We start from the raw sequence: 12,853 nt of genomic DNA, 5'->3' as shown, positions 1-12,853 counted from the left end.
GTGAAAGGAAGGGCACCTTATTAACGCCTGGTGTAGAGGAGGGGCCCCCTATTAACCACCCGAGCCCTCTTGCAGCCTGGCGAGGGTGTGCAGCTGGGGGCGGGTGTTGCGGTAGAGGTCGGCGTAGCCGGTGTAGAGGGTGTCGTAGGTGGCCGCCACCGAGGGGTCGGGGCGGACGATCCGGCCGGGACGGGTCCAGTCGGTCTCCGGGGCGGTCAGGCCGGCGCCGATCGCGGCCAGCAGGGCGTCGCCGTAGCTCGCCCCGATGGTCACCTCCGGCACCTCCTGTTCCCGGCCGGTGACGTCGCTGACGATCCGCGTCCAGAGTCCGCCCTGGGTGCCGCCGCCCACCGCGACCAGCCGGCGTACCGGGTTCTCCGGGGTGTCCAGCAGTTCCAGGATCTGCCGGATGCCGTAGGCGATCCCCTCGTAGCCGGCCCGGAACAGGTGCCCCCGACCATGCCGCAGGGTCAGTCCGGCGATCACCCCCCGGGCGTGCGGATCGAAGATCGGGGTACGTTCCCCGGCGAAGTACGGCAGCAGCAGCAGTCCGTCCGAGCCGGCAGGTACGCCGGCCGCCTCCTCGACCAGGGTCTCGAAGGGCACGTCACCCACGAGTTCCCGCAGCCAACTGGTGAGGCTGCCGGAGGTGGCCATCCCGGCGGCGAGACAGTACGTGTCGGGCGCCACCCCGACGGTGTTCCACAGCTGCGGGTGCCGGGCGACGGTCTGGAGCTGCTGGACGAAGAACATGGTGGAGCCGTACATGAGCATCAGGTCACCTGGGCGGCGGACGCCGACGCTCACCGCCTCGGCCCAGGCGTCCACGGTGCCGGCGCAGACCGGGGTGCCGGCGGGCAGACCGGTGGCCTCGGCCGCCGCCGGGGTCACCGTGCCGACGATCTCCGCCGACCAGGCCAGCCGGGGCGCGGGCAGCTCGCCCATGAGCTCGTCATACCAGGGCTGGTGCCACCGCTGGGCCGCGATGTCGTAGAGCGGCACCGACTGGCTGGCGGTGTGGTGGTCGAGGACGTACTCCCCGGTCAGCTTCCGCACCACGTACGAGCTGGAGTTGTACCAGTGGGTGGCGCGGGCCCAGACCTGCGGCTCGTGCCGGCGTACCCAGAGCGCCTTGGGACCGACCGCCTGGGTGGTGATCGGGCTCGCCGCCCGCGCCAGCACCGCGTCCGCGCCGTACCGGTCGGTCAGCTCGGCGATCTCGGCGGTGGCCCGCATGTCGATGCCGTAGAGGATCGCCGGCCGGACCGGGTTGTCCTGCTCGTCGCAGAGCACCAGACAGGGGCCGACGCCGCTGACGCAGACCGCCGCGACTGCCGCGCCCTGTGCGGCGGCGGTCAGCTCAGCGGCGATGGAGACGACGTCGCCCCACCAGACGGCCTCGGCGTCGACCTCCGCCCAGCCGGGCCGGGGCAGCGACATCGACCGGGGACGGGGACGTACGGCGGTGGCCAGCACCCGCCCACCGGCGTCGGTGAGCACGCCCTTGCTGCTCCCCGTTCCCAGGTCGATGCCGATCAGCAGCGGCGCCATCTACAGGTTCACCTCTCCGCAGAGGTGCACCGCCAGGCCCAGCTCGGCGAACATGGCCGCCTTGGCGGCGAGCGCCTTGTCGGCGGTGGCGGCGTCCGGGGCGTACACCACGTTCAGGTGGTTGGCCTTGTGCCGGGCCATCAGCTGATCACGGTCGACGCCGTGCAGGACCGCGTGCATGATCGGCCACTGCGGGGTGGTGGCGTCGAGCCGGCGCTGGGTCTCCTCGGCGGGCAGCTCGACGGCGGTGCCCCGGCCCAGGTCGACGTGGAGGATCCCGTCGGCGATGAAGACCCGGGACCAGACGATCTCGCCCGGCTTGGAGACCCCGCTGAGGGTGCCGCCGCCGAGCGGGAAGTACATCGGCGGCTGCCGCATGCTCCAGCTCTTGTCGTACCCGCCGTTGTGCGAGGCGGGGACCGAGCCGGAGATCTCCATGACCCAGACGAACTGTCCGTCGTACGCCTCACCCCAGCGGATGTCGTGCAGGGTGGTCGCCGGGTCCAGCCCCATCGCGGTCCAGATCCGGTTGGTGACCAGGGAGTCCACGGCCACCCCCTCGTCGACCTCGTTGAAGTGCGGCAGCGGCGCACCGGCGTAGAGTTCCCGGGTGCCGTCGCGGCTGGTCACCGGTGGGCGGGAGACGTTGTTGAGCAGCCCCTCGACCAGGTCGCTGGCGGGTACGACGTCCTTGAGGCCCTGCTGGTACTGGATGCCCACCGCGTCCAGGCCGAAGTCGTCGGCGATGCGCAGCGCGGCGACGTACATCTTGAACTGGCTGTGCAGCTGGGCGTCGGTCAGCTCGGTCGCCTCGTCGGTGCCGGTGTGGAAGGTCAGCCCGGCCGCGTCCAGCCACTCCCGGACGGCCTGCGCCTCGGCGTCGGTGACCTTCGCCATCTCGGCGACCAGGGCGCTCTGCGACAGCCGCTCCTTGTAGATGCCGAGCGGGTTGAGCAGTTCGTCGTCGATTATGGCGTTGTACATGCCCATGCAGCCCTCGTCGAAGACGCCGATGATGGCCTTGTCCCGCTTGAGCTGTGCGGCCAGCGCCTGACCGAGGCGTACCTCGGCGCTGTCCGGCAGCGCCGGCAGGTCCCGTACGTGGCTCTGGTCGTGCTCCAGCTTGCCGGTCTCCAGCCAGGTCCGCAGCCGGGACACCGCCCACTCGTCGGTGAACTTCTCGCTCCACAGGATGGAGTGCGCCACCCCCGCCTTGGTCAGGCTGGCGGTCAGCCCGAGCAGGCCGACCAGGCCGGGGAACTCGCCACTCCAGTTCGCCACCACCAGGATCGGCCCCCGGTGGGTACGCAGCCCGGCCAGCACGTGGTGGCTGTACTGCCAGACCGCCTCGGCCACGATCAGCGGCGCATCCGGCGGGATCGACTTGAACACCTCGATGCCCTGTCGCTGGCTGGCGATGAAGCCGTGCCCGGCGGCCTCGTCGACCGGGTGGGCCCGGTGGACCCGGTGGCCCAGGGCGGCGACCGCCCGCTCCAGATCGGCCTCGAACTGCCGCTGCACCGGCCAGCAGGTGACGTTGGCGCTGGGCCGCAGGTCGCCGCTGGCGACGGTCCAGACCACCCCGGGCTCGGCCTGGGGCTGCTGGGTCAACTCGGGAAAGGCGTAGTTACTCACACTGGGCTCCTTCAGGACAGCAGGTCGGCGACGGCGGTTTCGAGGGTGTGGCGCTCCTCGGTCGAGATCGGGTCGAGTGCCAGGCCGGTCGCGGCGAGTCGAGCCAGCAGTCCCGGCGGGACGGGGGCCGCGCCCCGGTCGACGGCGGCGCGGGTGAGGCGTACCGCCTGATGGGTGCTGGCGTGTGCCAGTAGGTGCGGTCGGGGCCGAAGGCCTCGGCGGCGGCGGTGCTGACGGCCAGCCGCTCGTCGTCGGTGAGGGTGGTGAACTCGCCGGTCGTGCCGGTCACGAACACTCCGTCGAAGGAGTACCGGGCGAGCTGGTCGTACGCCGTCCGGGTGGCCGCCAGGTCGACCGCGCCGTCGGGGGCGAACAGGGTCGGTACGGCGCTGATCAGGTTGGCGGCGGGATGGGCCGTCATGACATGTGCTCCGAGGGGTCGAGCAGAGCGAGCACGATGCCGCGCCGCTGCCAGGTGTAGGTGACCGCGAGCCGCTCTCCGACGGGGACCAGGCACGGGTAGGAGAACTCGTTGGCCCCGGTGGTCCGCACCCCGGAGTCGGCGGGCCGGTAACCCTCGTCCACCGGATCGCCGAGGGACTCCGCCAGAATCCGCCAGTGCACGAAGCTCTCCCCCTCGTCGGTGGAGGTGGAGACGACCAGGGGTGCCCGGCTCGCCCAGTCCCCGGCAGTGGGGTTGTGGGCCAGGTAGACGGTGTCGCCGAGACGGGCGACGGCGATTCCTGAGTTGTTGTTCGGCACGGTCGACAACGAACCGGGCGTCCAGGTCTCGCCGTCGTCCGCGCTGGTCGCGGCGACCAGCCGGCCGGCGGTGCTGCGGGCCAGCAGCCGTACCTCGCCGTCCGGGGTCTGCCAGAGTGCGGGCTGGATCGCGCCGGCTCCGCGGAACGTGTCGTGGTCGAGGGCGAGGTCCGGGGTACGCCGCCAGGTGTGCCCGTCGTCGTCGCTGAGGTCGACGAAGCAGTCCCACCGGGGCTGCTCTCCCCAGGTCTCGGTGGAGGCGCCGGCGAGCAGCCGGCCGGAGCGCAACCGCAGCGGCGGGAGGCGTACCGGTCCGCGTCCGCCCGGCTCCCCCACCCGGCTCGGGGTCGACCAGGTGCAGCCACCGTCGACCGAGGTCACCTGGTGGGTCACCCAGGCCGAGATGGTCGCGCCGACCTTGAACCAGCAGACCAGCTGCCCGTTGGTACGCCGATGCAGCACCGGGTTCCAGCAGGGGGCGAGGTCAGCACTGACCGCCACCGGCGTCGTCCACCTGTCGTCGGCCCCGATGCTCAGCCAGATCCGGGAGTTGGCCGCCCCCTCGTGGTCACCGGCGAACCAGGCGACCACGAAGGAGTCGTCGACCGGGCAGACAGTGCTGCCGTGGCACTGGCCGGGGACGTCGCGGACGACGAAGTGTCTCGCCGTCACCGGCTCGCTCCGGCGGGTACCGGTGGGCCGGTCGGGCTGTCGCCTCGTCGGAGGACCGTCGACCCGCTCAATCGTCGGTCTCTCTCTGGGTGGGGGTCGGGGGAACCGCGGCACGCAGCCGCGAACAGGTCGTCTGGAGGTGTCGGTGCAGCTCGGCCTTGACCTCTGCGACCCGGCCGGCGGTGATCAGCTCGGCGAGGTCGTGGTGTTCCCGCGCCGAGGGCGCTAGATCGGCCAACTGCTTGCCGGAGGCGTGCAGCAGACCCTCGATGGTGGGACGGAACTGGTTCCACAGGACGCTGAGTCGGGTCATCCCGGCGCTCTCGAAGAACGCGCTGTGGAATTGGATGTCCGCCGTGGTGAAGGCGGACGGATCGCGGTCGGTCACGGCCGCGTCCATGTCGATCAGGGCCGTACGCAACTGGCGGGCGAGGACCTCCCGCCGGACGCCGATGGCCCGCTCGACCGCCAGCAGCTCGAACGACTCCCGGAGCGCCATCAGCTCCTCGATGTCGGCATCGCTTAGCGAGCGGGTGGCCGCGTTCCGGCCGGCGCCGGTGACCAGTCCCTCCGCCCGCAGGATGCGGATGGCGTCGCGTACCGGACCCCGGCTGACCTTGAAGGAATCAGCCAGCTCCTCCTCGACGAGCCGGGTCCCCGAGGGTACGTCGCCCACGATGATGCGGCGGCGCAGCTCGTTGGCCAGCTTCTCGCCGAGGGACTCCACCCTGATCGGCCTGACGTCCAACACGTTGCCCTCCCGATAACTGTTAACAGTTAACACTTGACTCGTCCGCTGGTCAACGGGGATGACGAACGAGTTTCTCGCTATTTCGTACCGGCGTTTTGCCTGGTCGATCCCGTAGCCGCGCGGAGGCATGCCTCAGCCAACCACGGATACATCGGGGTCGACGAAACGAGACCGGCGCACCGGGTCAACGAAGCGAGACCGGCAGATGTCTGCCGGTCTCGCTTCGACCGCCGAGCCGACTCGGCGTGGAGTGTTAAGCGGGGGCCCTTCCTATACGCGAGGCGTTAACAGGGGGCCCTTCCTTGCACCTCAGCTGGTTTCGCCGGTGACGGAGAAGGAGCGGAGCCGGTTGATCGCGAGCCCGGTGAAGCCGATGCTGACCAGCACGGTCATCACCACCGCAAGCGGTACGGAGACCGTCGTGCTGAGCAGGTCCGTCGCGGCGAGCCGGTCGGCCAGGGCGATCACGTAGTGCTGGATGGAGAGCACCCGGGTGCCGGTGACCACGCTGCTGAGCAGCCCCTCCCAGATCAGCACGTAGACCAGGCCGAGCAGCACCGGTCGCCGGGTGAGCAGGCTGACCGCCACGAAGAGCGTCGAGTACGCCAGCGCACCGACCGACGCGGCGACGGCCAGCGCCATTCCGAGGCGGACCGACTCGGCCAGCAGGCCGGCGACGAAGAGCGGCACCGCGACGGTGGCCGCGGTGACCCCTACCGCCACCGCCAGCTTCGGCAGCACGATCTGCCAGCGCGGCAGCGGGGTGGTGAGCACGTGCACCACCGTGCCGTCGTCGATCTCGGCACCGAGCACGCCGGTGCCGACGATAAGCGCGACCACCGGCAGCACCACGGCCAGCCCGAGGCCGACCAGCACCGGCGGGCCCCACTCGCTGGCCGCCACACCCAACCCCTGGGCGAGCACGGCCAGCGCGACCACCAGCGCGGGCAGCGGCAGCAGCAACAGGAACCGGCGACGACCGAGCAGCCCGCGTGCGGTGATCCAGGCGACAGTGGACATCAGGCCTCCACCAGGTAGGAGAAGACGCTCTCCAGGGATTCGTCCTCGGGAATCAACTGCCGCACCCGTACGCCACGGGCCAGGGCGACCTTCGGCAGTATCCGGGTGAAGGCGCCGTAGTCGCCGGCCCGTACGGTCAGGCCCTCGCGGCCCAGTTCGACGCCGGTCACCGAGGGCTCGGCCATCAGGGCGACGGCCAGCGCCCGATCGTCGGTGGAGCGGATGGCGAAGACGTGCGGCCGGTTGGTCATCAACCGGCGGATGGTCCGGAAGTCGCCGGAGGCGGCGAGCCGACCGGCGACCATCACCTGCACGGTGCCCGAGACCTGCTCGACCTCTTCCAGGATGTGCGAGCTGAACAGGATGGTGCGACCGGCGTCGCCGAGCGAGTGCAGCAGCTCCATCATGTGCAGGCGCTGGCGCGGGTCCATGCCGTTGAACGGCTCGTCCAGCAGCAGCACCTGCGGATCGTGCACCAGCGCCGCCGCCACCCGGGCCCGCTGCCGCATGCCCTTGGAGTAGGTGCCGATCCGGCGATCCTGCGCGCCCTCCATCTCGACCAGGGCAATCGCCCGGCGGGCCGCCTCGGCCGGGTCCGGCAGCTTGTGCAGTTTCGCGGTGGCCACCACGAACTCGTACGCGGTGAGGAAGCTGTGCACCGCTTCCCGCTCGCTGACCAGCCCGAGCTGGCGGTAGACCACGGGGTTGCGCCAGGTGGGCACAGCGTCCAGGGTGACCGTGCCCCGCGACGGGGCGAGGAACCCGGCCATCATGTGCAGCAGGGTGGTCTTGCCCGCACCGTTCGGGCCGAGCAGCCCGGTGACCCCGGGGCCGAGGCTCATGCTCACGTCGTTGACCGCGACCACGTTGCCGTACCAGCGGGAGACCCCGACCAGGTCGAGGGTGCTGGTGCTGGCGGTGGTCGGCGGGGCGGGATTGCTGATCGTGGTCATCGTGCGGCCACCTTCTCGTAGCGGGCCAGCAGCAGGGCGACACAGCCGGTCACCAGCGCGACGGCGGCCAGCGCGTACACCGGGCCGAAGGAGCCGAGGTCGGTGCCGAGGTCGTTCGGGTCGGTGATCAGCTGGTCGCGCATGGCCCAGACGCCGATCCCCTGCACCAGGGTGGAGGGCGAGGCGAGACCGGCCAGCTGGTTCGCGGTCTGCGACGGCAGGATCATCAGCGTGCCGACGATCGGTGTGGTCATCAGGAAGACCGCGACGATCCCGCCGGCGGCGAAGGCCCGCTTGCCGGTCAGCGCGGCGACCAGCAGGCCGACCGAGGCGAAGACCACCGCCCAGAGCCCGGCGTAGAGCAGCCCGGGCAGCAGGTCGAGCAGCTCGTCCCAGACCGCGCGCATCCCGTCGGAGGTGAACGCGGCGCCGATGAACATCACCAGCTGCGGCGCGCCGAGCAGCAGCCAGAGCCCGGTGACCAGGGCGAGCAGTTTGGCCAGCGGGTAGTCGGCGCGCGGCAGCGGCCGGGAGAAGTACAGCGGAAGCACCCCGCTGCGCAGGTCGCGGGAGACCAGTTCGGGCGCGGCCACCGCGACGAAGAAGATGACCAGCCAGCTCATCGCGTCCGCGAACTGGACGTACGTCATCACCTGTTCGCCGATCTGGCTGCTGATCGCGGCCAACGCGGCGGCCACCACCAGCACAATGCCGGCCACCAGCCAGGGGAAGATCTTCGCCTTGGCGCTGCGGCCCAGCCCGAAGACGGTCCGTACGCCGTGCAGGTAGAGCGCGCCGAAGACCTGCCGGCGGCCGAGCCGCGGACCGGTGTAGCGCTGGTAACCGATGTCGTGGATGACGCCCGTCGGCTCAGGCATGGCTGCTCTCCCTGCGGGCGAAGAGTTCGGCGACCCGGTGCCGGCGCTGGTCGAGCCGGTGCAACGGCAGGTCCAGCTCGGCCACCGCGCCGAGGATCAGGTCGTACGTGCCCTGGTCGGCCAGCGGGACGAGGAGCTGGCGCCCCTCCCGGCTCACCGGCAGGTCGAGCGCGGCCAACCGGGCGGCCAGCGTCTCGGTGCCCTCGCTGACCTCGACGGCGAGCACGTCGGTGGCGGAGGTCATCGCGGCGATGTGGTCGGCGCGCAGCAGCCGTCCACCTTCGATCGCGACCAGGGTGTCGCAGATCCGCTCGACCTCGCCGAGCAGGTGCGAGCAGACCAGCACGGAGATGCCGAACTCGGTGCCGATCCGGTGCACCAGGGCGAGCATGGCGTCCCGGCCGGCCGGGTCGAGACCGTTCGTGGGCTCGTCGAGCAGCAGCAGGTCGGGGTCGTGCACCAGCGCCTGGGCGAGCTTGACCCGCTGCTTCATGCCGGTGGAGTAGCCACCGACCGGGCGGTGGCGCTCCTCGTGCAGGCCCACGTGGCGCAGCGCCTCGGAGGCCCGTTCCCGGGCGACCGTACGCGGCAGGCCACTCATTCGGCCGAGGTGGGTGACCAGCTCGGCGGCGGACAGGTCGGGCGGCAGGCAGTCGTGCTCGGGCATGTAACCGACCCGGGCGCGGACCTCCGCCGCGTCGGTTGTCGGGTCGAGGCCCAGCACCTGCATCCGGCCGGCGGTCGGGGTCAGCAGGCCCAGCAGCAGCTTGATCAGCGTCGACTTGCCGGCACCGTTGGCGCCGACCAGGCCGACGACGCCCGGCTCGACCGCGACGGTCAGCTCCGACAGCGCGGTGACCCCGCCGCCGTAGACCTTCGTCAACGACTCGGTTGCGATCAGTGTCACGTCGACAGCCTAGAGAGGAGCGACAATGCCGCGGCCCTGGGAACGGCCTGGCGTTTCCCTGATTCTTCGCTGTTGGCAACCCCTAGGGATTTGGTGGCCGCTCGGGGGCTGACTGGCACGGCGCTGCCGGGAGACACTGACGGACATGATCACCCGCCTGCTCCGTACTCCGGTGACCTGGATCGCGGTGGCCGTACTGGCCGCCGGATCGGCGTTCGGCCTGTACTGGTTCCAGCCGTGGAAACTGTTCACCAACTCCGAGGTGGCTGAGCAGTTGACCGTAGTCGCGACGCCGACCGGTCCGGACGCGTCCGCCGAGCCGAGCACGTCCACCGAGCCGACGCCGGCCGCCACCGGGCCCACCCTGGTCGGCTCCGGCGACTTCATCAGCCACGAACACGAGACGTCGGGCAGCGCCCGCATCGTCCGCACCACGGACGGGCGGCACCGGCTGGAACTGGTCGGGCTGGACACCTCCAACGGTCCGGATCTGCGGGTCTGGCTCACCGACCAGCCGGTGCTGCCCGGCAAGGCCGGGTGGCATGTGTTCGACGACGGCCGCTGGGTCGAGTTGGGCCGGCTCAAGGGCAACCGCGGCGATCAGGGGTACGACATTCCCCCCGATCTCGACCTGGCCGATCTGACAAGCGTCTCCATCTGGTGCAAGCGGTTCGCGGTCTCCTTCGGTGCGGCTCCGCTGGACCGGGCCTGAGCCGGACCGACCCTGGCCGGGTCGGGCCGCAGCCTTCTCGGGCCGCAGCCGGGCGAAGCGGGCCACCAGAGTAGTGGTGCTCTCGACCGATTGGCGGAGGGCTGCGAAACTGTGTGCCGGTCGGCGGAGTTGGGGGTTCGATGAGCAACGGGTGGGTCCTGCCCGACGAGGTGCTTCGGGACGCACCGGCGTACACGCCGCGTCCGGGCGAGCTCGCGGATCTGGAGCTGTTGCTGACCGGTGCGTACGCGCCGCTGACCGGGTTCATGACCCGGGCCGACCTGGTCTCGGTCAGCCGGCGTGGCCGGTTGGTCGACGGCGCGCCCTGGCCGGTCGCGGTGACCCTCCAGGTGCCCGTCGCGCTGCTCGCACAGCTCGACCTCACCGACCCGGAACGCCGCACGATCGTGCTCACCGACGGCGAGGGCGCGCCGGTCGCCGCGCTGGAGGTGGCCGACGCCTGGCAGGTGCGCGACGGGGTGGCGGGGGTCGGCGGCGCGGTCCGCCGGCTCGGCGACGGTGGACACGGCCCGTTCCAGCGGTTACGGCGTACGCCCGAGGAGCTGCGCGCACTGCTGCCGCCGGGCCGGGTGCTCGGGGTGATCGCCGACCGGCCGTTGCACCGGCCGCAGCTGGCCCAGATCGCGCACGCCGTGCGTACCCTCAGCGCGCATCTGCTGGTGATGATTCCGGTCGGTGAGGACGGCACCGGCGGGCTGCCACCGGAGGCGCTTGTGCGCAGTGTCTTCGCCGCCCGCGACCGGATGCCACCGGCGACCCTGGTCGCCGTGCAGTTGGCCCGCCGCCCGGACGAGATCAGCGACGCGCTGCTGCGGGCCCGGGTCTCCGCCGCGTACGGCGTCACCCACCTGCTCTCCACCGGCGAGATGCTCTCCGGGGCCGGGTTGCGGGTGTTGGTGCCGCGCGAGCTGGCCTACGACAACCGGGACGGCCAGTGGCGCTGGCGCGAGGACATCCCGCCACGCAACCGGCGGCTCGCCCTGACCCAGCAGGAGATCGAGGACCACCTCGACCGGGGGTTCCCGCTGCCCGAGTGGCACACCCCACCCGCAGTGGCGAAGGAGTTGAGCCGGGCTCGGCCGCCCCGGCGGCACCGGGGTCTGGTGGTCTTCCTGACCGGCCTCTCCGGCTCGGGCAAGTCGACAATCGCCCGTGGCCTCGCCGACTCCCTGCGCGAGCAGGGCGAGCGCACGATCACCCTGCTCGACGGCGACGTGGTACGTCGCGAGCTGACCGCGGGGCTGGGATTCAGCAAGGCGGACCGGGACACCAACGTGCGGCGGATCGGCTGGGTGGCCGCCGAGATCGCCCGCCACCGGGGGATCGCGATCTGCTGTCCGATCGCGCCGTACGCCCAGGCCCGGGCGGCGGCTCGGGCGATGGCCGTCGCGGCCGGCGCGGGCTTCCTGCTTGTGCACGTCGCCACGCCGCTGGCGGTCTGCGAGCAGCGCGACCGCAAGGGCCTGTACGCGCGGGCGCGCGCCGGCCTGCTCACCGGGATGACCGGCATCGACGACCCGTACGAGGAACCCACCGACGCCGAGTTGGTGCTGGACACCACCGATCTCGGCGTGGACGAGGCGGTCCAGGTGGTGCTGCACCACCTCAACGAGACCGGGTGGGTCGAGCCGCGCCTGCCGTCCATGTGACCAGGGGTTTCGGCGAGCTGATGGTGGAGAGCGGGGAGCGGCGATGAAGCGTACCGAGATCAGGTTGGCCGACGGCCGCGAGCTGATCTACTTCGACGAGCGCGACGACGCCGTCCGGGATCAGCCGGACCGCCGCGAGCTGCCTCCTCCCCCGCCCGCCTCCCAGCTGCGCTACGACCCGCTCACCGACGAGTGGGTCGCGCTCGCCGTGCACCGGCAGACCCGGACCTTCCTACCCCCCGCCGACCAGTGCCCGCTCTGTCCCTCCACGGCGGACCGGTTCAGCGAGATCCCGGCACCGGAGTACGCCGTCGTGGTCTTCGAGAACCGGTTTCCCGCCCTGAGTGGCCGGGTGGTCGAGGAGCCGGCCGAGATCACCCCGTTCACCCCGGTCCGGCCGGGCCGGGGGCGCTGTGAGGTGGTCGCCTTCACCGACGACCACCAGGCCTCCTTCGCCGACCTGCCGCCGAGCCGGGTACGCACCGTGCTCGACGCGCTCGCCGACCGGACCATGGTGTTGAGCGAGCTGGCCGAGGTCGAGCAGGTCTTCTGCTTCGAGAACCGGGGCGTGGAGATAGGCGTGACCCTGCACCACCCGCACGGGCAGATCTACGCGTACCCGTTCCTGCCGCCGCGTACCCGGTCGCTGCTGGCCGCGGCCCGCCGGCACGCCGAGCGCACCGGCGGGCGCAACCTCTACGCCGACGTGCTCGCCGCCGAGCGGGCAGCCGGCGAGCGGGTGGTGGCGGCGAACGAGCACTGGACGGCGTACGTTCCGGCAGCCGCCCGGTGGCCGTTCGAGGTGCAGATCGCGCCGCACCGGCCGGTGCCGGACATCCCGGCGCTCAGCGACGCCGAACGGGACGCCTTCGGCCCGCTCTACCTGGATCTGCTGCGCCGCTTCGACGGACTGTTCGGCATCCCCATGCCGTACATCGCCGCCTGGCACCAGGCGCCGGTACGCGTCGACCGCGAACTGGGCCATCTGCACCTGCAACTGTTCAGCATCCGGCGGGCGGCGGACAAACTGAAGTATCTGGCCGGGTCGGAGTCCGCGATGGGCGTCTTCATCAACGACGTCGCGCCGGAGCGGGCCGCCGAACTGCTCCGCGCGGTCTGACCGCCGGCCGCTGGGCCGGGCCCGGGGCCTGGACGCAGGGCGCGGGGGGCCCGGGACAGGGCCCCCCGCAGGGAAGGGACGGCTGGCTGTGCACGACAGCCGGGAAGGCTGGCTGCTCGGCGTTGCTGCCGGGCGGCGGTCACGGTCAACCTTCCGGGACGGGACTGGCATCTCGTCCAGCCAGTACAACGAGGTGCGCGGGCCCGGGTGACGCGCCCTCGA

General features: G+C 71.6%; 12 protein-coding genes. 3 read left to right on the top strand and 9 right to left on the bottom strand.

The features are described 5' to 3' along the window. Positions 1-51 precede the first annotated feature (51 nt). The 9 genes from AC507J_RS28205 to AC507J_RS28165 all read right to left on the bottom strand — a co-directional run bounded on the left by AC507J_RS28205 (position 52) and on the right by AC507J_RS28165 (position 9,129). Positions 52-1,551, bottom strand: a complete 1,500-nt coding sequence (locus AC507J_RS28205; RefSeq protein ID WP_496292823.1) for an FGGY-family carbohydrate kinase — start codon at positions 1,549-1,551, stop codon at positions 52-54. Next, entirely contained in the window at positions 1,552-3,186 is a 1,635-nt protein-coding gene (locus tag AC507J_RS28200; RefSeq protein WP_496292821.1) for a fucose isomerase, read from the bottom strand. Next, entirely contained in the window at positions 3,179-3,607 is a 429-nt protein-coding gene (locus tag AC507J_RS28195; protein ID WP_496292819.1) for a dihydrodipicolinate synthase family protein, read from the bottom strand. Before AC507J_RS28195 ends, AC507J_RS28200 begins: the two co-directional genes overlap by 8 nt. Then, positions 3,604-4,620 (bottom strand): exo-alpha-sialidase, encoded by a 1,017-nt coding sequence (locus tag AC507J_RS28190; protein ID WP_496292817.1) that lies wholly within the window; start codon positions 4,618-4,620, stop codon positions 3,604-3,606. Before AC507J_RS28190 ends, AC507J_RS28195 begins: the two co-directional genes overlap by 4 nt. Before the next feature lie 67 nt (positions 4,621-4,687). Beyond that, on the bottom strand, positions 4,688-5,371 hold the full coding sequence (locus AC507J_RS28185; RefSeq protein ID WP_496292815.1) for a GntR family transcriptional regulator: 684 nt from the start codon (positions 5,369-5,371) through the stop codon (positions 4,688-4,690). A gap of 309 nt (positions 5,372-5,680) precedes the next feature. After that, positions 5,681-6,391, bottom strand: coding sequence for an ABC transporter permease (locus tag AC507J_RS28180; RefSeq protein ID WP_496292813.1), 711 nt, complete (start codon positions 6,389-6,391; stop codon positions 5,681-5,683). Further along, positions 6,391-7,344 carry an ABC transporter ATP-binding protein gene (locus AC507J_RS28175; RefSeq protein ID WP_496292811.1) on the bottom strand — a complete coding sequence of 318 codons (954 nt, stop codon included), beginning with the start codon at positions 7,342-7,344 and terminating at the stop codon, positions 6,391-6,393. The genes AC507J_RS28180 and AC507J_RS28175 overlap by 1 nt, the downstream gene beginning before the upstream one ends. Next, the gene (locus AC507J_RS28170) at positions 7,341-8,222 is read right to left on the bottom strand and encodes an ABC transporter permease (RefSeq protein WP_496292809.1); all 882 of its coding nucleotides are present in this window, start codon (positions 8,220-8,222) and stop codon (positions 7,341-7,343) included. The genes AC507J_RS28175 and AC507J_RS28170 overlap by 4 nt, the downstream gene beginning before the upstream one ends. Next, entirely contained in the window at positions 8,215-9,129 is a 915-nt protein-coding gene (locus AC507J_RS28165) for an ABC transporter ATP-binding protein (RefSeq protein ID WP_496292807.1), read from the bottom strand. The genes AC507J_RS28170 and AC507J_RS28165 overlap by 8 nt, the downstream gene beginning before the upstream one ends. A gap of 145 nt (positions 9,130-9,274) precedes the next feature. Here AC507J_RS28165 and AC507J_RS28160 point away from each other — a divergent pair, with 145 nt between their 5' ends. The 3 genes from AC507J_RS28160 (at position 9,275) to galT (ending at position 12,631) form a co-directional block, all read left to right on the top strand. After that, on the top strand, positions 9,275-9,841 hold the full coding sequence (locus AC507J_RS28160; protein WP_496292805.1) for a DM13 domain-containing protein: 567 nt from the start codon (positions 9,275-9,277) through the stop codon (positions 9,839-9,841). Positions 9,842-9,981: 140 nt separating this feature from the next. Next, positions 9,982-11,511 (top strand): adenylyl-sulfate kinase, encoded by a 1,530-nt coding sequence (cysC, locus tag AC507J_RS28155; RefSeq protein WP_496292803.1) that lies wholly within the window; start codon positions 9,982-9,984, stop codon positions 11,509-11,511. Positions 11,512-11,554: 43 nt separating this feature from the next. Continuing rightward, positions 11,555-12,631, top strand: a complete 1,077-nt coding sequence (galT, locus tag AC507J_RS28150; protein ID WP_496292801.1) for a galactose-1-phosphate uridylyltransferase — start codon at positions 11,555-11,557, stop codon at positions 12,629-12,631. Positions 12,632-12,853 lie beyond the last annotated feature (222 nt).

It is taken from the genome of Micromonospora sp. PRAS1 (assembly GCF_059553435.1).
This window is presented reverse-complemented; position numbering and strand designations above follow the sequence as displayed.

Bases quoted from the DNA above. Each gene is read 5' to 3' on its own strand.
- AC507J_RS28180 (WP_496292813.1), bottom strand. From the start codon at position 6,391: ATGTCCACTGTCGCCTGGATCACCGCACGCGGGCTGCTCGGTCGTCGC.
- AC507J_RS28170 (WP_496292809.1), bottom strand. From the start codon at position 8,222: ATGCCTGAGCCGACGGGCGTCATCCACGACATCGGTTACCAGCGCTAC.
- AC507J_RS28195 (WP_496292819.1), bottom strand. From the start codon at position 3,607: ATGACGGCCCATCCCGCCGCCAACCTGATCAGCGCCGTACCGACCCTG.
- AC507J_RS28160 (WP_496292805.1), top strand. From the start codon at position 9,275: ATGATCACCCGCCTGCTCCGTACTCCGGTGACCTGGATCGCGGTGGCC.
- AC507J_RS28205 (WP_496292823.1), bottom strand. From the start codon at position 1,551: ATGGCGCCGCTGCTGATCGGCATCGACCTGGGAACGGGGAGCAGCAAG.
- galT (WP_496292801.1), top strand. From the start codon at position 11,555: ATGAAGCGTACCGAGATCAGGTTGGCCGACGGCCGCGAGCTGATCTAC.
- AC507J_RS28175 (WP_496292811.1), bottom strand. From the start codon at position 7,344: ATGACCACGATCAGCAATCCCGCCCCGCCGACCACCGCCAGCACCAGC.
- cysC (WP_496292803.1), top strand. From the start codon at position 9,982: ATGAGCAACGGGTGGGTCCTGCCCGACGAGGTGCTTCGGGACGCACCG.